This is a genomic window from Pseudoalteromonas rubra (assembly GCF_005887095.1).
In the GTDB taxonomy this organism is placed as follows: Bacteria; Pseudomonadota; Gammaproteobacteria; order Enterobacterales; family Alteromonadaceae; genus Pseudoalteromonas; species Pseudoalteromonas rubra_E.
The window spans coordinates 105,923-128,358 of record NZ_PNCI01000027.1; the positions used below are offsets into that span (position 1 = coordinate 105,923).

At 48.3% G+C, this 22,436-nt stretch carries 17 protein-coding genes; 7 read left to right on the plus strand and 10 right to left on the minus strand.

What is annotated here, in order from left to right; translation table 11 throughout:
- Window positions 1–30: 30 nt before the first annotated feature.
- The 3 genes from carB to dapB form a co-directional block, all read right to left on the minus strand.
- The gene (gene carB / locus CWB99_RS12435; protein ID WP_138550583.1) at window positions 31–3,249 is read right to left on the minus strand and encodes a carbamoyl-phosphate synthase large subunit; all 3,219 of its coding nucleotides are present in this window, start codon (window positions 3,247–3,249) and stop codon (window positions 31–33) included.
- Between the two features lie 18 nt (window positions 3,250–3,267).
- Window positions 3,268–4,404, minus strand: a complete 1,137-nt coding sequence (gene carA / locus CWB99_RS12440; protein ID WP_138550584.1) for a glutamine-hydrolyzing carbamoyl-phosphate synthase small subunit — start codon at window positions 4,402–4,404, stop codon at window positions 3,268–3,270.
- A 206-nt stretch (window positions 4,405–4,610) separates the two neighbouring features.
- Window positions 4,611–5,414, minus strand: a complete 804-nt coding sequence (gene dapB / locus CWB99_RS12445; RefSeq protein WP_138550585.1) for a 4-hydroxy-tetrahydrodipicolinate reductase — start codon at window positions 5,412–5,414, stop codon at window positions 4,611–4,613.
- A 444-nt stretch (window positions 5,415–5,858) separates the two neighbouring features.
- Between dapB and CWB99_RS12450 the strand changes: the two genes are divergently transcribed.
- The 5 genes from CWB99_RS12450 to CWB99_RS12470 all read left to right on the plus strand — a co-directional run bounded on the left by CWB99_RS12450 (window position 5,859) and on the right by CWB99_RS12470 (window position 9,907).
- A complete protein-coding gene (locus tag CWB99_RS12450) occupies window positions 5,859–7,172 on the plus strand; it encodes a Na+/H+ antiporter NhaC family protein (RefSeq protein ID WP_138550586.1) in 1,314 nt (437 codons plus the stop codon).
- Window positions 7,173–7,305: 133 nt separating this feature from the next.
- Window positions 7,306–8,091 carry a nucleoside-binding protein gene (locus tag CWB99_RS12455; RefSeq protein ID WP_249331872.1) on the plus strand — a complete coding sequence of 262 codons (786 nt, stop codon included), beginning with the start codon at window positions 7,306–7,308 and terminating at the stop codon, window positions 8,089–8,091.
- Between the two features lie 146 nt (window positions 8,092–8,237).
- Complete coding sequence (locus CWB99_RS12460) at window positions 8,238–8,738, plus strand: DUF2867 domain-containing protein (protein WP_138550587.1); 501 nt, start codon at window positions 8,238–8,240, stop codon at window positions 8,736–8,738.
- Window positions 8,735–9,274, plus strand: a complete 540-nt coding sequence (locus tag CWB99_RS12465) for a TetR/AcrR family transcriptional regulator (RefSeq protein WP_138550588.1) — start codon at window positions 8,735–8,737, stop codon at window positions 9,272–9,274. Before CWB99_RS12460 ends, CWB99_RS12465 begins: the two co-directional genes overlap by 4 nt.
- A gap of 159 nt (window positions 9,275–9,433) precedes the next feature.
- On the plus strand, window positions 9,434–9,907 hold the full coding sequence (locus CWB99_RS12470; protein ID WP_138550589.1) for a hypothetical protein: 474 nt from the start codon (window positions 9,434–9,436) through the stop codon (window positions 9,905–9,907).
- Between the two features lie 13 nt (window positions 9,908–9,920).
- Here CWB99_RS12470 and CWB99_RS12475 read toward each other — a convergent pair whose 3' ends face one another.
- The 4 genes from CWB99_RS12475 to CWB99_RS12490 all read right to left on the minus strand — a co-directional run bounded on the left by CWB99_RS12475 (window position 9,921) and on the right by CWB99_RS12490 (window position 14,190).
- Window positions 9,921–10,331 carry an MAPEG family protein gene (locus CWB99_RS12475; RefSeq protein ID WP_138550590.1) on the minus strand — a complete coding sequence of 137 codons (411 nt, stop codon included), beginning with the start codon at window positions 10,329–10,331 and terminating at the stop codon, window positions 9,921–9,923.
- Window positions 10,332–10,414: 83 nt separating this feature from the next.
- Window positions 10,415–11,551: an ATP-binding protein gene (locus CWB99_RS12480; protein WP_349304470.1), complete on the minus strand. Its 1,137-nt coding sequence runs from the start codon at window positions 11,549–11,551 to the stop codon at window positions 10,415–10,417.
- The gene (locus CWB99_RS12485) at window positions 11,437–12,168 is read right to left on the minus strand and encodes a tetratricopeptide repeat protein (RefSeq protein WP_171045332.1); all 732 of its coding nucleotides are present in this window, start codon (window positions 12,166–12,168) and stop codon (window positions 11,437–11,439) included. The genes CWB99_RS12480 and CWB99_RS12485 overlap by 115 nt, the downstream gene beginning before the upstream one ends.
- Window positions 12,169–12,567: 399 nt before the next feature.
- Window positions 12,568–14,190: a methyl-accepting chemotaxis protein gene (locus tag CWB99_RS12490; protein WP_138550593.1), complete on the minus strand. Its 1,623-nt coding sequence runs from the start codon at window positions 14,188–14,190 to the stop codon at window positions 12,568–12,570.
- Window positions 14,191–14,395: 205 nt separating this feature from the next.
- On the opposite strand from CWB99_RS12490, the gene CWB99_RS12495 reads away from it, so the two are divergent.
- On the plus strand, window positions 14,396–15,469 hold the full coding sequence (locus CWB99_RS12495) for a porin (protein ID WP_138550594.1): 1,074 nt from the start codon (window positions 14,396–14,398) through the stop codon (window positions 15,467–15,469).
- 10 nt (window positions 15,470–15,479) lie between these two features.
- Window positions 15,480–15,887, plus strand: a complete 408-nt coding sequence (locus tag CWB99_RS12500; protein WP_138546131.1) for a phosphate ABC transporter substrate-binding protein — start codon at window positions 15,480–15,482, stop codon at window positions 15,885–15,887.
- Window positions 15,888–16,006: 119 nt separating this feature from the next.
- Here CWB99_RS12500 and CWB99_RS12505 read toward each other — a convergent pair whose 3' ends face one another.
- The 3 genes from CWB99_RS12505 to CWB99_RS12515 all read right to left on the minus strand — a co-directional run bounded on the left by CWB99_RS12505 (window position 16,007) and on the right by CWB99_RS12515 (window position 22,428).
- A complete protein-coding gene (locus CWB99_RS12505) occupies window positions 16,007–16,735 on the minus strand; it encodes a hypothetical protein (protein ID WP_138550595.1) in 729 nt (242 codons plus the stop codon).
- A gap of 206 nt (window positions 16,736–16,941) precedes the next feature.
- Window positions 16,942–19,698 (minus strand): Ig-like domain-containing protein, encoded by a 2,757-nt coding sequence (locus tag CWB99_RS12510; RefSeq protein ID WP_138550596.1) that lies wholly within the window; start codon window positions 19,696–19,698, stop codon window positions 16,942–16,944.
- An 87-nt stretch (window positions 19,699–19,785) separates the two neighbouring features.
- Window positions 19,786–22,428: a glycosyl hydrolase family 18 protein gene (locus CWB99_RS12515; RefSeq protein ID WP_138550597.1), complete on the minus strand. Its 2,643-nt coding sequence runs from the start codon at window positions 22,426–22,428 to the stop codon at window positions 19,786–19,788.
- Window positions 22,429–22,436: the final 8 nt, after the last annotated feature.

Genomic DNA, 22,436 nt, shown 5'->3' on the forward strand with positions numbered 1-22,436 from the left:
GCCAGGGCTTGCGCCCTGGCCTTGTTCTTCTTAGTTCAAACGCTGGTGTAGCTCCTGAACAGAGTTTACAGAACTTCTGTCGTCAGCCTCATTGGCTGTACAGTTTGCAAACGCTGCGTTGAGCGTAGTGGTGTAGTTAGTCTTATGCTGAAGTGCACCACGACGTAACACCTTCGAATCTTCGATGGCCTGACGGCCTTCTGTGGTATTTACAATGTAGCTGTACTCACCGTTCTTGATGCGGTCAAGAATGTGTGGACGACCTTCAAATACCTTGTTTACGCGACGTACTTCGATGCCGGCGTCTTCCAGAGCTTGTGCTGTACCTTTGGTTGCATCCAGCTCAAAGCCAATGGCTTTCATGGTCTTAGCCAGCTCTACAACACGTGCCTTGTCACCATTGCGAACAGATAGTAGCGCGCGACCACCACGTGGTAAAGCGTTTGATGCACCTAATTGCGCTTTTGCGAAGGCTTCGGCGAAGTTTTCACCAACACCCATTACCTCACCGGTAGAGCGCATCTCAGGACCACGCATAGGGTCAACACCCTGGAACTTAGCAAATGGCAGTACCACTTCTTTTACGCTGTAGTAAGGCGGGATAACTTCTTTCGTCACGCCCTGGCTTTCCAGTGACTGGCCAACCATACAACGGGCCGCCACTTTTGCCAGCGCAACACCGGTTGCTTTAGAAACAAACGGGACAGTACGCGCAGCACGCGGGTTCACTTCAATCAGGTAAACCTGACCGTCTTTGACTGCGAACTGAGTATTCATCAGACCAACCACGCCCAGCTCAAGTGCCATGTCACGCACTTGCTTACGCATTACGTCCTGAATGTCCTGCGACAATGAGTGTGCAGGCAATGAACAAGCTGAGTCACCTGAGTGAACACCGGCTTGCTCAATGTGCTCCATGATACCGCCAATGATGACGTTCTCACCGTCACAGATCGCATCAACGTCTACCTCGATAGCGTCATCCAGGAAACGGTCCAGCAATACTGGTGCTTCGTTAGACACAGATACCGCTTCGGTCATGTAACGACGCAGGTCATCTTCGTCGTACACGATTTCCATCGCGCGACCACCCAGTACATAGGAAGGACGTACAACCAGCGGGAAGCCGATTTCCTGAGATTTAGCAATCGCTTCTTCCAGTGACGTTACCGTTGCGTTTTCAGGCTGAAGCAGGTCAAGACGCTCAACCAGCTGTTGGAAGCGCTCACGGTCTTCCGCACGGTCAATCGCGTCCGGAGAAGTACCAATTACTGGTACACCGTTCGCTTCAAGGTCACGCGCCAGTTTCAGTGGTGTCTGACCACCGTACTGAACAATCACCCCTTTTGGCTTTTCAACGCGCACGATTTCAAGCACGTCTTCCAGCGTAATAGGCTCGAAGAATAGACGGTCTGACGTATCGTAGTCAGTTGAAACCGTTTCAGGGTTACAGTTAACCATGATGGTCTCGTAGCCGTCTTCACGCATTGCCAGCGCAGCGTGTACACAACAGTAATCGAACTCGATGCCCTGACCGATACGGTTAGGACCACCACCGATAACCATGATTTTGTCTTTGTCAGACGGTGCCGCTTCACACTCTTCATCGTAAGATGAGTACATGTAAGCGGTGTCTGAGCTGAATTCCGCAGCACAGGTATCAACGCGCTTATAAACCGGCAGGATATCCAGCTGGTGACGCTTTTTGCGAATTTCTTTTTCAGACACACCCGCAATTTCTGCGATACGCGGATCTGAGAAACCTTTACGCTTCAGGCGACGCAGGAAGTCTTTGTTCAGACCGGCCATACCCACTTCAGCGATGGTTGCTTCGTCTTTCAGAATGTCTTCAATCTGAACCAGGTACCAGCGGTCAACTTTGGTCAGCTCGAACACTTCCTCTACGCTCATGCCGTGACGCATTGCATCGGCGATGTACCAGATACGCTCAGCGCCTGGCTCACGTAGTTCACGAATGATGGTTTCTTTCGCTTTCGGGTCGTCCAGTGCCACAATTGGGTTAAGACCCGTTGCGCCCACTTCCAGACCACGAAGTGCTTTTTGTAGTGATTCTTGCTGGTTACGACCAATGGCCATCACCTCACCCACTGACTTCATCTGTGTCGTCAGACGGTCGTTAGCGCCGGCAAACTTCTCAAAGTTAAAGCGTGGGATCTTAGTCACGACGTAATCGATTGACGGCTCGAATGACGCAGGGGTTGCACCGCCTGTGATGTCATTTTGTAGCTCGTCCAGGGTATAACCCACTGCCAGCTTAGCCGCAATTTTAGCGATCGGGAAACCGGTTGCTTTTGAGGCCAGTGCAGATGAGCGCGATACGCGTGGGTTCATTTCAATGATAACCATACGGCCATCATCCGGGTTAACACCGAACTGAACGTTTGAACCACCGGTTTCTACGCCAATCTCACGCAGTACCGCCATCGAAGCGTTACGCATGATCTGATATTCTTTGTCAGTCAGAGTTTGTGCTGGTGCAACTGTGATTGAGTCACCGGTATGAACACCCATTGGGTCGAAGTTTTCGATAGAACACACAATGATGCAGTTGTCGTTTTTGTCACGCACCACTTCCATTTCGTATTCTTTCCAGCCCAGCAAACTCTCGTCGATCAGTAGCTCGTTGGTTGGAGACAGATCAAGACCACGGGTACAAATCTCGTCGAACTCTTCCATGTTGTAAGCAACACCACCACCGGTACCACCCATAGTGAAAGAAGGACGAATGATACACGGGAAGCCAATGCGCGACAGTACGTCGTGCGCTTCATCCATTGAGTGGGCAATCTCTGCGCGAGGACACTCAAGGCCAATGTTCTTCATTGCCGCGTCGAAGCGCTCGCGGTTCTCAGCTTTGTCGATGGCATCCGCAGTTGCACCGATCAGCTCAACACCGTGCTTAGCCAGTACACCATGCTTGTCCAGGTCAAGCGCACAGTTTAGAGCAGTCTGACCACCCATAGTCGGTAGTACCGCATCTGGCTTTTCTTTTTCAATGATTTTCTCAACTACTTCCCAGTGAATTGGCTCGATGTAAGTCGCATCTGCCATTTCCGGGTCAGTCATGATGGTTGCCGGGTTTGAGTTAACCAGAATAACCCGGTAGCCCTCTTCTCTTAGCGCTTTACACGCCTGAGCACCAGAGTAGTCAAACTCACAGGCTTGGCCGATGACGATTGGGCCTGCGCCCAGGATCAGTATGCTGTTTAAGTCGGTACGTTTTGGCATTGTTACTCCGGTTCTAATTTAGGCTTTACGTGCTTGCATTAATTCAATGAAGTGGTCGAACAGCGGTGCTGCATCGTGCGGACCCGGGCTTGCTTCTGGGTGACCCTGGAAGCTAAATGCCGGTTTGTCGGTACGATGAATGCCCTGCAAGGTTCCGTCGAACAACGACTTATGCGTTGCACGCAGGTTATCTGGCAAAGTTGCTTCATCCGCAGCAAAACCATGGTTCTGTGCTGTGATCATTACCACGTCACGATCCAGGTCTTTCACCGGGTGGTTACCACCGTGGTGACCGAACTTCATCTTCACCGTTTGTGCACCTGAGGCCAGCGCCAGTAACTGATGGCCCAAACAAATACCAAAAATAGGCGTGTCAGTTTCTAAGAAAGCTTTAATCGCATCGATTGCGTAGGTACAAGGCGCTGGGTCGCCAGGGCCATTAGACAGGAAAATACCGTCAGGATTCATCGCCAGTACTTCTGCAGCGGAGGTTTCTGCTGGTACTACAGTTAGTTTACAGCCACGGTCTACTAACATGCGAAGAATGTTCTTTTTCACACCAAAATCATACGCAACAACATGGAATTGCTCATTTTCAGCACTCAGAGTCTGGAAGCCCTGACCTAAAGTCCAGCTCCCTTCACGCCACTCATAAGTCTGTTCTGTTGTTACGACTTTCGCTAAATCCATCCCTTTAAGGCCAGGAAACGCTTTTGCCGCTTCCAGTGCCTGCTGCTCATCAATTTCATCGCCCGCGATGATGCAGCCATTTTGAGCGCCCTTATCACGCAAGATACGCGTCAGCTTACGCGTATCTATATCGGCAATCCCAAGGATATTGCGTGCTTTTAAGTAGTCACTTAACGATTGCTCGTTACGGAAATTACTTGCAAGCAATGGCAAATCCCGAATTACCAGACCCTTAGCCCAGATTTTATCGGCTTCTTCATCCTCACTGTTGGTACCGGTATTCCCGATGTGTGGATAAGTCAGCGTCACAATCTGTTCTGCATAAGAAGGATCCGTCAAAATTTCTTGATATCCCGTCATAGACGTATTGAATACTACCTCACCAACGGACAGGCCGTCAGCGCCAATGGCAGTACCGCGAAACACAGTGCCGTCTTCAAGGACTAAGAGAGCGGATTTAGTCAAGTTAACCTCCTAGATAGTAAAAAACGGGAGCAAGCCAACGCTTGTTTTCCCGTCTACAAAGCGCTTGGTAACACGCAGTTATTAAAATTTTGGCAAATTCGTTATAGTCTACAGCACTTTCTCAGATTCGTCTAATAATTCGCGTAAAAAATAAAAAAATAAGGTTTTTAGCGACTTTTACTAACGAACACGTTAAAATAGTAAGCTTACCTCTTCAATCCAAGCACATCTTGCATGGAATAAAGTCCGTTCGGCTTATCTTTTAACCACTGCGCAGCCCTTACAGCACCTGATGCGAAGGTTAATCTTGATGTTGCTTTGTGTGTTAATTCCAGCCTTTCTCCCATAGTGGCAAAATAAGCCGTGTGTTCACCAACTATATCGCCAGCTCTGAGCACTGAATAGCCAATTTCTTGTTGACTTTTAGCCTCATGTACCTGAGTTCTGTCATAGCGTGCAACCTGGTCATGGTCCCAGCCTTTTGCCTCGGCAATGGCTTCACCAATCGCCAGTGCGGTCCCCGACGGTGCGTCGACTTTATTACGGTGATGGGCTTCAAAGATTTCAATGTCCATTTCATCGGCCAGCTTTGCCGCGGCAGTTTGCACCAGGTCCAGCATCAGCGTCACGCCCACACTAAAGTTACGTGCAAAAACAATCGGAATAGACTCAGAGGCGGTTTCTAATGCCTGCATTTGCTCTGCACTCAGGCCGGTTGTGCCAATCACCATAGGTGTTTTGTTGGCCACAGCCTGTTGCAGGTGACCAAGCATGCCCTCTGGCAGGGTAAAATCGATTAATACATCCAGCTCAGAGCCCAGTTGCTGTTCAGAACTGAAGGTCGATCCGGCAGGTGCTTGCGGCTGTAACGTGGCAATAGACTGGTTAAGGTGTGGCGATGAAGCTCTGACGAATGCGCTGCCAAGCTGGCAATGCTGAGACTGTTGGACTGCTTCAATCAGCGCCAGGCCCATACGGCCATTGGCGCCAAAAATACCGATTTGTGTCATTTTACGGTTTTCCTTTGTGTTAGATATGCCACCTGTTTGGTGGTACGGAAACGTATTTTCCCGATTTTCAGCGCAAGAGAGATAAGCTCGATCACCCCGCTTTTATGCCGGGTGATTAATTTTGTGCTCTAGAGTTTACCCTATCTCTGTGTCATAGTCAGTTGACAATAATACGAATCTATCCTGTTTTGCAGACTCGTCATTGACGTGCAACCAGCAAGGCCGAGCACACTTTAAAGTCGTGTTGTGAGCTATCAAAAGCTCTGCTCACGCTCAAAGCTAAACGCTCAGATAGATAGAAAAATATAATAACGAAACACAATGGACTTTAGACGTCTAACCATATAAACTTCCGCCCTCGCCGATTTCAATTATTGCGGGCGATGTAGTTTAAATGCAGCTAATAATGGACTCGTTGGCTGTGGTTAGTTTTTGGGGAGTGCTATGCAGCCACACTTAAATCACACACAAGCAAAACTTTCTTTGCTACCTCTTTTAACCTTTGTTGGCCTGTTCCTGGGCGCAGGTCTGTACCTGCAATCACAGGGCGTCGACTATGCTTTTTATCAGCTACCGGCACCGGTAGCCATTTTGCCTGCCATAGTGATCGCGTTTTGGATCAACAAAGGCACCATCAACCAGAGCGTTGAAACCTTTATTAAAGGCGCCGGGCACAGCAACATCATTACCATGTGCTTAATTTACTTGCTCGCCGGTGCGTTCTCATCGGTGGCCAGTGCCACAGGCGGCGTTGACGCCGTCGTCAATGCCGGCTTGTCTCTGATCCCGCCAAGCCTGTTGTTACCCGGGCTGTTTTTAATTGCCGCTGTGGTCTCGACTGCCATGGGTACGTCAATGGGTACTATCGGTGCGATTGGCCCGATTGCCTACGCGGTATCAGTCAAAACCGGTATCGATCCCGCTCTGATGGCCGGTACTATTGTCTCCGGTGCGATGTTTGGTGATAACCTGTCTATCATTTCGGATACCACCATTGCAGCAACCCGTACGCAGGGCTGTGAAATGAAAGACAAGTTCAGAGAAAACCTGAAAATTGCCCTGCCTGCTGCTGCCCTTACGGTTGCACTATTGGTGTTTTTAACACCTGAGCCACAGGCGGTTGAAACCAAACCGTTTGACTGGCTGTTGGTACTGCCCTATGCCTTTATTTTGGTACTGGCAGTGATCGGCATTAACGTCTTTGTGGTGCTCTTTAGCGGTATTATCTTTGCCGCATTGATGGGGTTCACAGGAGATTATCAGGGCGCCGCTTTTGTTAAAGACGTGTATAAAGGCTTCAGTGATATGCAGGAAATTTTCCTGTTGTCTATGTTCATCGGCGGCTTGTCTGAGTTCATTCGCGTCAATGGCGGGCTGGATTACCTGGCTCACAAGATCCAGGCAATCACGGCCATCATTGCCAAATGGCACAGAAAAGTGGCCGATCAGCTGGGTATTGCCGCGCTGGTGCTAACCAGTAACCTGTGTATCGCTAATAACACTGTGAGTATTATTGTCGCCGGTCCGGTTGCTAAAAAGCTGGCGGATGATGGCAAGATTTCAGGCAAGCGTTCAGCCAGTCTGTTGGATATTTTTGCCTGCGTCATGCAGGGCTCGCTGCCTTATGGCGCACAGGCTTTGTTGCTGGGCGCGACCTTTAAGATCAGCCCCTGGGAAGTCTCCACCTCTTCATTTTACTGCTTTATTCTGGCGTTTACGGCCATTGCCGTTATATGTTTGCGCCGCCATAAAGACTAATCACCAAACAGAAATGGCATCCTCAGGGTGCCATTATTTGTCCTAAACCAAGAAAATGCGTGTTTTTATTCCACTTGTTTGTTGATTTGCGTTTATAATTCAGCTGTTTATAACCCCATACACACGAGAAACAATGAAAACACCACTTTTTTCTGCGCTCACTCTGAGTCTTATGCTTGGTGCTGGTACGGCTGCGGCGGCTGACTGGAGTAACACTCAGCTACACCTTAATCACGGTGAATTTAAAAATCCATTTAGTCAGCAAAAGGCCAATCAGACGATTTATTCTCTGCAACATGCCTCCGGTTACCGTTATGGCGATAACTTCTTCTTTATCGATTACAGCACAGACGATCTGGACGATGGCTATCAGGATGGCGACTTTTACGGCGAATGGTACTCTACATTGAGCCTGGGGAAGCTGACAGATCTGAAGTTTAATGACTCACCACTTCAGGACGTTGGGATTGTGATGGGCTTTAACGCCGCGGGCGATGCCAAGGTGATGAAATATCTGCCAGGCGTAAAACTCTCCTGGAATATCGACGGGTTTAATTTCTTTTCTACCACCCTGACCGGCTATATCGACGACAGTCGCGGCGTGAATGCCGGTGGCGCGCCAAAAGAAACCAACAGTTATATGCTGGATGTGGCCTGGGGCTACCCGTTTACCATTGGCGGACACAAGTTTGAGTTTACGGGTCATGTGGAATACATTACCGGCCGTGATAACGAAGTGGGTGGCGATGTGAAAGGCTGGCTACTGGCGCAACCTATTCTGCGCTGGGATCTGGGTCACGCACTGGAAATGCCCGAAAACCAGCTGATGCTGGGTGTCGAATGGCAGTACTGGCGAAATAAACTGGGCACAGACACCAATGAATCTGTTCCTCAGGTGCACCTGTCCTGGACATTCTAAGCCTCGCTCTTTTGCCGGGTCATTGTCACTGACCCGGCTTACGTCCCCCCCTTGCTATTACTTTCGAATAAAAAACACGCAAACCCATTGCACAAAAACATACCATACAGTATGGTATTTTCAATTATCATCAAACGGAGTTGTTTATGTTTAGTCAGATTATGAGCCTTACCTCAGTGCCTGACCGCCTTCAGGCCAAAGCATGTGCGCACCATTTTCGTGACGCATTACAAGTTACACTCGACACACCATCCCTGACACCCAGCCAGTTGCAATACCGGATTTTTAATACGATGCCCGGGTGGGTATCACAATTGATGCGACTCAGAAATAAGTTAGTTGCTGCATTTGGTTTTTCAGTCGGGCAAAGCACTATGGTGCCCGCCAGTGATGAGTTGGATGTAGGCGATCAGGCAGGCTTTCTGAACGTTTGCGAAAAGTACCCAGAGGAGATTATCAGCAGCGCTGAAGACCGCCATATGACCTTTTATCTGAGCGTCAAAAAACAACAAAACACGGTGATTGTATCCACTTTGGTAAATCCAAAAACCTTAACGGGTCGCATTTACCTCACTGCCATTCTACCCTTTCATCATATCATCGCTCGCAGTGTTATTCACAATGCCAAGAAGGCTGGCAGATTATGAGCGACGCAAAACAAAGCTGGCTCGCATTTGCACTAAAAACGCTGATCCGCAGTGGACCAGGCGCCCTGACTATAGATCGCCTGTGCAGCCGTAAAAAAGTGACTAAAGGCTCTTTTTATCATCACTTTAAAAATCGCCAGGCTTTTATCGATGCATTGATGACTTACTGGTATGAGCAAGCCACAGCACGCCTGATTGCCATTGCCGATACACAGCCCTGCCCCAAAACCAGGCTGGAACGCCTCGATGAAGCCATTGCAGCAACGGACATTGAAGCTGAAATGCATATTCGCGCCTGGGCCCTGAAAGATACCAGCATCCAGCATCACTTGTGCACCATAGACACTCAGCGTCAGCATTATCTTAAAACCTGTTACCTTGAATTAGGTTTAGACTCAACACAGGCAGAGCAACTAGCAGCCACCAGCTATGCCAGCTTTCTGGGGCTACAGCAGCTCTACCCTCGCCTGTCCGTTCAGGAATGCCTGACACTGAGTTCCCGACAAGCGAAAACGCAACTGGAGGCATTATTATGAATCGCGCCGCTTTTTTAGGAAACGGCTTGATTGTCACAGGCCGTCGCATTTGTAGTGGTTTTAATCCTAAAGATGTCCAAATGATTGTCGATAGAGATTAAGATAAAAGTATTAATCAATACTTTGTATGTTTAGCCAAGCGAGATCAGGGAAAGTGCTATGACATTTATAATTCACCAGACACCCAGAGACATTTCACTTTTTCAAGCCAAACCTGCCGCACCAACGCCTGACGAAGCGACTGCAACCAAAGAACAACAGACGACGCCGTCTGCAACAGACACCGCAGAAGAAGCCCAAGGCATAACTTTATCTAATGAAGACAAGCATGTACTGTCCGGAGAAAAAGCCAAAGAAGACGCTGAGGAATTTGAAGATGTCCCTGCCTATATCCAGCGAATGCTGGAGCGTCTGGAAAAGCTCAAAGAGGAAATGACCTTACTCAAAGAAGAGTTAATGGCATTACAAACGGAGCGAGAACCCGATGAGGCAACGCAACAGCTGACAGAAATGAAAAGCCAGTATCTGATGCAGTTGCAGGAGCAGTATTTTGACATGATCAAAAACATTCAGGAGGCGCTGAAAAAAGAAGGGATCACAGATCCCGGGATCATTATTCGCGCCATAACCTGAATACGCGCCAGGATTAACTTAACCAGGCGGCCATGCCACTAATAAAAATACCCAACAGACTGAGATAGCAAACACCGAAAGAAATGCTACGCAGTAGTTTTTGGTCTAAGTAGTAACACACCATATGTCCGACTCTGGATAGCAAATATGTGACAGCTAATCCGTTTAGCCAACCCGGATGTGTACCCGAGAAAACCGCAAAAAGCACCACCAGTATTAAGATCCCCACTGTTTCGTTGCTGTTGGCAAATACTCGGTTACTACGAAACAACAGCGTTTGAGGGTCCTGCGTCACCGCAACGCCGGGCGGATGCTTTTGCTTAATTGCAATAATATCCACAACCGCCAGTTGAATTAAAAACAAACCACCCGTTAACCCGAGCACCAGAATAGTCAGTTGATATGGGACCAGTAACTCCGTCACGCAAAGCTCCTTATTGTATTTATTTTGGGTGCATATACATTGACCTAAAGAATCGATTAATTCAACTCAGTCACTGCAAAAATCTATAGTCTTTTTGACGGAAAAACCAGCTCGAATGTGCAGCCCTTTGGCACATTGGGTGTGCACTGAATGCTGCCATTCAGTACATAGGTCACCAGGTTAAATACCATATATAAACCCAAGCCAACGTTACCTTTATGGCGCGCAGTAGTATGGAATGGCTCGAAAATCTGTGTAAGTTCAGCCTCGTCAATCCCCTTACCATTATCTGAAAACAGTAAGCTTATCGCTTCTTCTTTTTGCCTGACTTGAATCAATATGCGCCCCTCAGCTGCGCTGAAACCATGGTCTATGGCATTTGAAAGCAAGTCTTCCAGTATTTTTTCGAGTGCTTGCCCATTGCTGCGAATACAGATTGAATCATGACAGTCGAGTTCAACCACAGCCTTGCTTTCCTTTGTCCGATATGCCAGAAATGTCGCGATAAAGGATTTCAATTCAATTGAGTCGTCACTACTGACATATTCATGTGCAGATGCCTGCTTAAAGCGCTTAACCAGCTGAGCGGCACGTGTTGTGTTACTATCCATTAATTGCGCACTAGACTCTGAAACTTCGATAAAGGCCTGAGTGTCGCTCAATGTCAGCTTGCCACTGTCCAGTTTATCCTTAAAGCTTCGCAAAGACTGAGTTAATACTGAGCTTGCTGTTATAGCTGTGCCCAGTGGTGTGTTAAGTTCATGAGCAACACCACTGACAAGACGTCCAAGAGACGCCATTTTTTGTGCTTCTACCAGCGTAGATTGCGTTGCGGTGAGTTCTTCCAGGGTATTTGCCAGCTCATCTCTTGATTGTTGCAAACGCTCGGTTCGTTCTTCCACTCGCTTTTCAAGGGATTTATTGAGCTCTGCCAGCGCCAGTTCTGTGGCCTTAAGTTCTGAAATATCCTTGATTGTGCCACACGCTCTGATGGCTTCGTCATCCTCGTTTCGTGCTGTAACTTTCCCTCTGTCCAACACCCACAACCAGTTACCCTGCTTGTCTTTAACCCGGTAACTCACCTCATAATAGTCACTTTCTCCGCTTAGGTGTGCGTTAAACGCCTCCTGTAACCTTGGGTAGTCTTGTGGATGAACGGACGCTTTGAGTGTGCCAAGATCAGAGCCAATGTGAGCGTCAGGTAATTGTAAGTTACCCAGTCGATTATCTCGCGTGATAACACCCGCAGCAACGACAATTGCACGAATGCCTGATAAATCTCAGCTATCCGGTCTTCCCATGGTGACCCCAGATACAATGGCAAACTTTTGTTAAGATAGTCTTCAGCTTTTTTCAGATCTCCAGCGTCTATGTGTAATCGCCCCAGATCCAAGTAAGTAGATATGTTGGTGTCAAAGCGATTGATCTCCTGCTTCAAACGCTGCGCTGCCAGAAGGCTATTTTCAGCGTTGCTATAGTCTTTAGCTAAACGATATGCAGAGCCTAAGCGATTGTAGGTGTGGATCATACCCATTTTATAATCCAGTACTTTCCTGTATTCCAAAGATTTAGTGTACGAGTCAATAGCACTGTTATAGTCACCAAGCTCTTCAAGGTAGGTACCCATATTGCTGTAATAAACTCCCAGCTTTCTGTCATCTTTAAGCTGTAGCGCTATCTGGATAGCCTTGTTCTGATGAAACAACACCTTTTCGTAGAGATTCATTCTTCTGTATAGAGAGGCCAGACTTTGATGAATCGAAGATGCTCTGTAGGTATCCTGCAAATTGCGATATAAATTCAGGCTTTGCAAAAAAATCAGCGAGTGCCTTTTCAAAGTCCATTACTGTGCTCAATTTTTTTGGCCATTCCCTCTGGAGTGACGGAGGGGTCCGCCATGCACAACGAACTAAATAGGAGGCAAAACGAAAGGCACGCGATGAGTTTAAAGCGAAATGTGAATTCGGCCATGATACTACCTGAAACAGTTACGTCTGCTTTTGTCAAAGCTTACATCAATTATCAACATTTATTGAACTAAGACTTGCGTCCGATAGCTTTTTACTCGAATACAGACACAAACATGTAAGGTGATATGCTCAGTAAAGTAACAGCACAAGTCGAAACCGACGGAGATCGCTAAACACTGCCAAAACATCCCCCCCAAAAAAAGGGAACACACCTAAGAAGTGAACAATGACGCCACCCAAGCAGTCACTGCTCGCTGCTGTTTGTGTTACACCTTAAATTTAGACGTTGAGCTGAGCAAGTTGTCTGACAGCTTATGTAGATTCTGGGCCACATCACCAACTTGAGACAGAGCCGTCATGGTTTCTTCAAACGAGCTATGCATGTTAGATACGTTGGTCACAACCATAGCAGCAACGGAGGTCTGCTCTTCGGTGGCAGTGGCTATTTGTGAGTTCATCCCGTTGATAGCAAGTATCTGCTCTGAGATTAACTGGATAGATGCGCCTGTAGCTTGCGCGGCCTCCGCATTGTTGGTTGCCATATCCCGCGCACTGTTCATGGCTTTTACCGAATCGGATGCCGCCACGGTCAGCACATTAATGAGCTCACGTATTTCATTGGTTGATTTTGCCGTCCGCGAAGCCAGCTCTCGTACTTCGTCAGCGACTACCGCAAATCCACGCCCCTGCTCACCCGCTCTGGCGGCTTCTATCGCTGCATTGAGCGCCAAAAGATTCGTTTGCTCGGCGATTGAGGTAATTACATTCAGGATCTGAGTGACATTCTGAGTGTCGTCCGCGAGTTTGTTGATAGTGCTGGCGGCCTTATTGATCTCCGCACTGAGTTCCTGCGACTGAGCAACCGACACATCGATTTGCTTCATACTTTCATCAACCGCACCTTCGGCCAGCTCAGCAGCCTGAAATGCACTGGCAGCCGACTGAGAAATATCTCCCACACTCTGTTTCATTTCTTCCATTGATTGCCTGACAACTTCGGCATCACTGGACTGTCTTTGCGTTGCATGCTCTGCAGACTGCATGCCCTCTACCAGTCGCGTCGAGTTTTTGGTCAAAGGTTCAACTACGGCAACAACGTCCACCACAGTTGCTCTTAGTAACCCTATAAAAGAGTTAAAGTTTTTTGAAACCTGACCAATTTCGTCTTCTGAGTGTACCGTTAGCTGCGAGCTGAGTGACCCCTTTCCTTCGGCGAGCAAGTGTAGGTTGCTGGCCGCTTCTTTGGCCGCTGAGCTTATCCCCTTTGCAATCAGTACGGCGAGAATAATCACGATGATTAAAGAAACGATTGCGACAATGAACATCATTCCCAATGCACTATCGGCATTCATTTTGGTGTTGTTCACCAGCTCAAAAAAGCGTGCATCGGCACGTTTCTGATCATCACTAAGGCGCTGCATCACGCCTTCAAACAGGTCTCTCTTTTGGTTTGCTTTTTGTGGCAGGGTCGAAAAGTCAGCGGTGCCATCGAGCATACTACTGGCAATATTTCTGGCGATGGTCTCATAGGCTCTGATGTCATCTATGGTAGAGGCGGTCGGAAAGTTATCATTTAACGCAGGTATCTGACGTAGGCTATCGAGTAACTCAGCACTCATATTTTGGGCCTTTTCGATCAATTCAGCGTCCCCAAAGGTGACTGACTGCGTATACGTTTCGTCAATGACTTGCATTGTGGTGACATTCTTAGACGTTAAAATGAGCAGCTTGTAAGTCTGGTTTTCCAGTTCATCCAAAGAACGTTGATTTTCAAGCAAAGAGGTATAATTGATCATCACCAGAACAACAAAAGCAGCAACGGCGACCACGGTAAGAGCATGTATTTTCTTAGAAATACTTAAGTTTTTTAAGCCAGACAGTATCGACATATCACACCTTGTAAGCTGACGCTAAATTAGCGTAAAAACGATTCTGATGTACAACAGGCAGCCTGACTCCTTGCGCCTACCACTTTAACATACACCCATCAAGCTAAAGCTTAGCGCTGTTCGTAATTTATTCAATAAAACTTTCTTTTTCGCATATTTAACTATACTTAGCCGTGCCAATAACACGAGTTTAGCGGAGCTATCCATGAAACTAAAATTTACTCTCTTGGTCGCAGCTTTATCGTCGACAGCGCTTCATGCCGAGGTCAACATATCCGGGTTTGCCAGTATCACAGGAGGTCAGGTCCTAAGTGGGTCGGGCGTGCCTCAGTTTGGCCTGGAGCCCACTTTTTTAGCCGATTACCCCATAGTCAGTGCCTATAAAGAAGACTTTTCACTCTCGCCGGAATCCTTAATCGGATTACAGGTCAGCGGCGATCTTGGTGAGGGGTTAAGCGTCACGGGACAGATCGTTGCCCGCGGTGCCAATGACTATGATGCCGAATTTGAATGGGCCTATGTCTCATACGACATTAACGACAGCTGGACACTGCAAGCCGGTAAAAAGCGTCTGCCATTATTCTACTACTCTGACTTTTATGACGTGGGTTACGCCTATGTATGGATGCGAGCCCCTGCTGACAACTACACCTGGCAAATCTTTAACTATGAAGGGGTCAACCTGTTATATAGCGGTTCAATTGGTGACTGGGGGGTATCTGCCAACGTCTATACTGGACGCGAGGATGACACCGAAAACAAACTCCTTTCTGAGTTTTTCTTCCAGACGCCAACCCGCGAAATCTGGGAGGACATTTTAGGTGGAGTAGTACAACTCAGTTACGACTGGCTAGAGCTGCGCTTTACGCATATGCGCTACACCAACAAACGCTTCCGTAACGGTGAACCTGAAATGTGGAATGGTTCGGATTCGCGAGATGGTAAGTTTTATGGTCTGGCCGCTAATGCTGACTTTGGTAATGTCTTTATTTTATCTGAATTTAACCGCCTCGATCTGGATGGTGACCTGGATACCTATATGATCAGCGCCGGTTATCGCTTTGACAGTATCACTCCCTATATTATGTACTCCAACTTTGAGCAAAAAGATGGTGACGACCCGGAAAAACACGACACCCGTGCCGTAGGGGTCAGATGGGATTTTCATCCATCAGCCGCCTTTAAGGTACAGTACGACAAAGTCGAGGACGACTCCACAGCACTGGCAGTCGCAGGCGACAGCGAATCACTCACGCTTGGTATTGATTTAGTTTTTTAGGGGAAATGACATGAAAAAATTAATAGGTGTAGTGTTATTGTCGTCGGCGCTGAATGCCTTTGCCGGCGTATCCGTTGTAGTTCATCCCAGCAATGACAGTAGTTTCGATACCTCAACAATTAAGCGTATATTTACAGGTAAAGAGAAGTCATTCTCCAACGGAAACAAAGCTATCCCGGTTTCACAGGAAGCCGGAAATGCAGTCACCGATGAGTTTAATAACAAAGCGCTCAGTAAGTCGTCTGCGCAGCTCAAAGCTTACTGGTCAAAACTGATTTTTACCGGCAAAGGAACGCCACCCAAAGAAGTATCAAATGATGCGGAAGTGCTCAAGATGGTCTCAGCAAACCCAGACACAATTGGTTTTGTATCATCCGACGCGGTAACGGATGCCGTTAAGGTAGTACAGCAATACTAACTGAATATACAGAAATGTACGTTTTGTTCCAAAATAAAAGCCGGGTTCTATATACCGGCTTTTGCAATTGTGAGACTAAGATTACGCTCTGACGCCCCAGCGAACCCATTTAATAAGGGCTAGGGTTCAGTTACCCCTTCCTCACCAGCGAGCTTGAAGGTAACCTCTTGCGTTTCAAGGGAGAAGATTTTGCCATTATCCAACTCAATCTCGATATAAAACGTCATCTTCGCTGGATAGTCTGGCCCGGTATTCAACACCAGATTGCGTGTAAACCCAGCGTTTAGCCCACCATTAAGCTGACCATATTGCACATACTCCGCAACCGTAAAAAACGTTTTCGTCTCGTTTTTGTAGGTGTAGTACTTATTCAGTGCATCAGCGTAAGTTACCGAAAATAGTGCATTTAGATTGCTACCGGACGGATAGGCCTGGCTAAAGTCTGTGGCTGAAGTAATATCAATGGAGACGATGTTTTCTTCTGTTTGAGGCGGCACGGGCGACAAAGCATAGGCTTTTGTGATCAAAGAAAACGAGTGCGGTATATCAAGCCAGGATGCCGCTGTGACCGACATCGTTTGAGTATCCAGACCAAAAACAATGTCCTGATAGGTCACTTCCTCAGCTGCCTGATACGGAGTGTCTCGATTATATTCAGGGTTTTGCGCGTCTTGTTCCACCAGTCGATTGTATATGCGAACCTCAAACCCTTCGGTGACTGTGTTGGATTTTTTCGCGCTGGGTTGAGGAGGCAAATCCGGCCCGGGAGTCGTTCCGTCGCTGCCTGAACCACAGCCTGTTAACATGCCCGATAGCGCCAGTACACCCAGTGTTTTTATCCTCATCATGTGTTGTCCTTAAACTGCAAGTGCGTCATATTGTATCTGGATATGTATGAGTAACAATGGCTTATGTGTTATTAAATGTTACCCTTTGTGCAATAAAACACCATACTCTGGTTGTGATTGTGCAGGCCTTTTTAAGGGCTTGGCTGGCTTTTTCACTGTAAAAAAGAGGGCCTGACGTCATTGACCGATCAGGCCCCTATATTAGTTTAGTTACATGCCCCCATCACTTTCCACACTGCCCAGCGGCTGGCGTTGTCGGCCGGATTCTGGTTGCGTGTCCACCACTTGGCCTGGAACAATCGCCCGTTGTAACTCACCTGATCGCCAGCGGTATAAACCGTATTGGCGGACCAGGCACCAACCCGACATTGCGGTGTCTTAGTTTTGATGCTTATCTTGTGCGTGGCTGAACGAGTTTGCAGTCCCCCCTTATCGCTGGCCACCGCATATACCTCATAGGCACCCACTTCGTTCAGAGTCACCGAAGCAGAGTATGGCTTTGTGTGACTGCTGGCCACCTGTTTGCCATTAACAAAATACCGGATCTGAACCAGGTCGCCATCCTTATCAGAGGCACTGACCTGCAGTGCTATCGGCTGCTCCGGGGCAAACTCACTGCCATTTTTAGGGCTATTCAAAGTTACTTCTGGTGCATGAGCCTCACTTTTTGCTGCATTCACTTTGATTGTGCGTGTTACCACCGCGGAGCGGGCATCCTTGTTATCTATGGCAACCGCACTGAGGGTGTACTCTCCAGCCTGTTTTGCATCAAAGTTAAATGCATAAGGTGCCTGAGTAAGCTCAGTCAGCAACTGCCCATGGACACTAACGAGTACCTGTTTAATTGTGCCATCTCTGTCGGTTGCATTTAATGCCACCGCGACCTTAGTGCCTTCACTCACTTCGAGGTGATTGTCTGGTGATAAAAAGGCCAATTCAGGTATCTGATTTGGCTGCTCCTGAGTGACACCGCACTCAACACCACGCTGCCATACGCCCCAGGAACCCGAGTTATGCTCGGGACTCTGGCCTCGGTTCCACCATTTGGCGATATATTCATAGCCATCAAAGGCAGCTTTATTGCCCTGCACATAGACCTGGTTTTCTCTCCACTGAGGAGTCTGGCATTGTGCAGGGTCTATTAAAGTAAACTGCACAGGCTCTGAGGTGACTGTCAGCCCTTCGTTATCTTCTACGACAGCACTGAGTTGATAGATACCGGTTTCACCGCTTTGCCAGCGCACCTCAAAAGGTTCAGCGGTCAATGTCCGATATTGTTTACCGTTCACCATAAAGGTCACTTTTGCAACCTCACCATAGTCATCTTTTGCATCAGCACTGAAGGTCAACTCTGACTCAATCTTAAAGCGACTCCCCTCACCCGGGTTCGTTATGGTGATTTCTGGTGCTTTATTTTCTGTACAGGCAAAGACCCCCACTTGTTTAAACGCTTCGCCAACATCTTTTATGTCGTATCCGAGCTCCTCGGCAGCATCTGTTACCCCGCAAGCCAGCGACTCAAAATTGCCGTTGTAAACCCAGTAGTGCTTGTTGGCATGCAACATCACTTCATAGGCTTTTTTCACGCCCCAACCGGGTGTGTTTGCCAGATGATAAAATGCTTTATTAAACACCCCAGAGCTATAGTGAACATCCATCCCTATGGTGTAATCATCCGCATGACCAATCGACTCGCCGTCTTTGGTTGGGTCATCCATATAACGCAATGCTGTGCGGTTTTTGAAAATACTGGCGCCAATTAACCAGTCTACTTCGCAGCTGCCATCGGCATTTTGATTCAAAAAGCACTCCAGTGCCTCCGACGTCATGTCTGAAAACGCTTCGTTTACACCGCCGGACATGCTACGGTACGCCAGCTTTGAGTTTTGTGACGTCACACCATGGGCAATTTCATGGGCGACCACACCCAGTGATGTAAAAGGATACACGCCATAACGAGACAAGTTGCCATCTCCAAACGTTACTTCCTTGCCATTCCAAAATGCATTCAGGTAATTTTCACGGTAGTGAACACGCATCACCAAATCGCCTTCCAGTGCGCGGCTGCTGTACCAGTCATCAAACATCTCCAGTGTTGCTTTACCATAATACATAGCATCATTGAGTGGAGAATAGGCACCATTAACTGACTTATGCTGGTTCTCGTGGCAATCAAACACAAAGGTCTCTGTATTACTGATGTCGTGTTCCATGTCGATAACGCGAATATCCTCATGTGCCAGGGCACAACGCCCATCTTCACGCTCTGTGGCATAAAACTTTGGCTTATCCTCACCATAATAGTGGCGGCCGATTTTCTCATTGCCGCCCGGACCTGTGCCAATTTTGCCGTGGGTCAGTGTTTCAACATGACTCAATACCTCTGCACTATGGGCATCAATAAAGAACTCCGGTCGGCTGGGTGCTTGCTCTGTCTCAGCAAAAAAGCTAATCCGATAGGCCAATCTGAACCCATTATGATAGGGGTACACCACCAGCTCAATCTGTTCGTCCTGAGTCAGCAAAAGGTTCGGGATACTGGCTTTTGCGCTGCGCAAAGCTTGCGCTTCATCAATTGACGCCACAACCGAATCCAGCTTAGGCGCCGGCACCACTGAGCCACTGACACCCGTGATATTCCCCTCCGGGGAAAACCACACACTGAGCAGGTTTTGCGCATCATGATGGGTCACAATTTCACCACCGTGTACCCGTATTCCCTGGTAATACTGACTGCGACGCAGGTGCTTGCCATCTTCGCTGCGGCTGTGGGTTTTAAATTCAAAGTCTGGCTGAGTACTTGCCTGACGGGACTGGAAAAAGCGCGTTGACTGCTGCAACTGTTCAATCAGCTGAGATTCCAGCTGTTTGTTACTGTGGACACTGATCGGTGCGGTGTTTGCAGTAGCACCAAATACACTCACTGCAGCGAGAAAAGAAGCTATGGGTGATAACTTATACATGATTTTACTCTTTTTGTTCGTTGTTTTTATTTATCTTTAGAAGCGCATCCCTGCGCTCACGGGAGTTATCCGTAACAGCCAATTAATTTATAGCTTGCGCCACACACCGTTACTGCCAGGCGTCTGACCACGGGTCCACCAGCGTGCCTGCCAGGTTTCGCCGCCATGTGTTACTTTGTCACCGCCGGTATAAACCAGGTCACTGCGCCAGGCACGTACTTTGCCATCGTCTGGGATGATCTCCTGCCATACACCGCCATTGGAAGGCAACGCACCTCGTGTCCACCAGCGAGCGCGATATTCCACACCTTTGTAAAACACCTTGTCGCCGCCTACATACACTTTATTGGCATCCCAGGTGGTGTTGCCATCACCAGGGGTCGGTTCAGGTGTTTCAGTCAGATTTTTTACTGTGACGTTGAATTGACGTTGTACTTCATGGACGCCATCGCTGACGGTCACAGTCCCGGTCACAGTCTGTGTTTTATCCACTTCAGAGGCGATCAGGGTGACAGACGCGCCCTGACCACTGATTGCATGACCCGGCACATTCCATTGATAACTCAGAGCTTTACCTTCTGGATCAGTGGCCCCCACAGTCAGCGTTTTGCTGGACTTTTCATCCAGGCGAATACTCGCTATGTCTCCAACAACTGGTGCTTTGTTTTCAACCTCAGGGGCTTTCACCATTACTTTGACTTGGCGCTGTACCTGGTTCACCCCATCAGAAACCTGCAAGGTGACCGTAAACACCGCGTCCTGAGTGACATTCGGCGCCGCCACGATAACGCTGTCATGCTCGCTTTGCAGATTCAGCTGAGCATCGCCTGACCAGCGATACGTCAGTGCCTTACCTTCCGGATCTCGCGCGTCGGCAGTAAGGATATAGATGTCACCCGCCGCCAACGTCAGGTTAGCCGGCATAGTGATGATGGGTGCTTTGTTCACAGGTACTGGCTCAGTCACTTTCCCAGCCAAACCTTCGTGCATAGCATTGAGAATATCGCCATTATCCGCATCAATTTCCCAGGCAAACAAACCACCCAGATTGTGTTCACGGACATACTGACCCTTGGCTTTGACCGAACGTGGGCTATCATAGGTCACCAGGGTGCCGGTATCGCGATTCCACACATAGGCCGCTTCAGCTGTGGTGTCATAACCTACTTCAAAGCCATTAATGCCCTGCTCACCACTGCCAATCATGTGCGCCTTTAGGCCCTTATAGTCAATGACACCCGCTTCCCAAACGCCCTGTGACGTGCTGCCACGCAACTTACCATTGGCTGGTGCCGTCATCGGGTTATCGGCGATTTTGGCATTTTTTGGATATACCCCTTCCCAGCCACGTCCGTACATGGCTGCACCGACGACCAGTTTTTCGCTGGGAACACCTTGCTTAAGCAATAACTGAATTGCATTGTCCAGTGTGTAAGCAGGACCTTTTCTTGCCTCACCTTGCTCATCAACACCCGTGCCCCGGCATTCATCTGAACTCAGGTGTGAACCACAGTAAATGCCAGTCTGGTGGCCTGTCTCATTGTTCCAGCCACCGTAAAAGTCATAGGTCATGGCAAAGATGTAGTCCATGTACTGCGCAGCGTCGCGATAATCAACATCTTCGATTTTGTCCCAGCCAGTACCAATGGCTGAAGTTAATTCGTATTCACGACCGGTTTGAATTTCCAGCTCATCCAACATCTCTCTGAGCTCTTTCATCAGCAACACATAGGTTTCGCCATCCGTGCTGGCGCCCAAATCAGGGTGAGCACCATCACCACCGGGGAATTCCCAGTCAATGTCCACGCCGTCATAGAATTTCCAGGTGGTCAGGAACTCGCGCATTGACTTCACAAAGGTGTCGCGGTTTGCTTTGTCCGTAAAATCAAAAAATGGGTCTGACAAAGTCCAGCCCCCCACCGAAGGCAAGATCTTCAGATCCGGGTTGCGTTGTTTCAGCGCCATTAATTGCGCATAGGTGCCACGAATTGGATCTTTACTGCTGATCCCAGGCAGTGCCTTTTGCACCGCAGCCCAGGGGTCGTGGATCACCACTTCATAGTCTTCAGAGCTACCACAGGCCAGCTTTAAAGCGCGCAGACTATTGCCATTTTCTATCTCAGCCAGCGAATCATTCGGGCCACAAATCGGAATAAAACCATATAAAAGGTGGGTCAGGTTATCTGCCGGGATCTGGGTCACATCAAAGTTTCGGCCATATATTCCCCACTCAACAAAATAGGCACCTACCACTGTATTGGGGTCGGTGTCATACTTTTTGTTATTGGGGTTGACGTTCAGCTTAAGCGGCTCCAGGTGTCCGCCATCGGTATCCGCGATCACGATAGGCTTGCTGGCAGAGGTGGCACAGCCCGACGCATCACACAATGCAATACGCAATTCATGACGCCCTGATTTATGATAAGGGAAGCGGATCACCCCGCTGGTGGTGCCTTTCGCCAGTTTACCTTCATTGACCACCTTGTCATCAAAGTACACTTTGTAACTGTCACCCCCCTTGCCTGACCAGGCATTCCATTCAATGGCGATATCGACCACCTCTTTGGCCTGGATCAGCTGTTTGTAGGAACCTCTGCCGTAAATGTTGACGTCAACAAAGGAGTAGTTTTGCGGTTTCCAGTTAATACTGGGGGTTGATGGTGCGGCGACAGCTGTCGCTACTGATAAAGCTGATGCGACTGCAGCCGCACTGATCAAATAGTTAAACATGTTTTTTC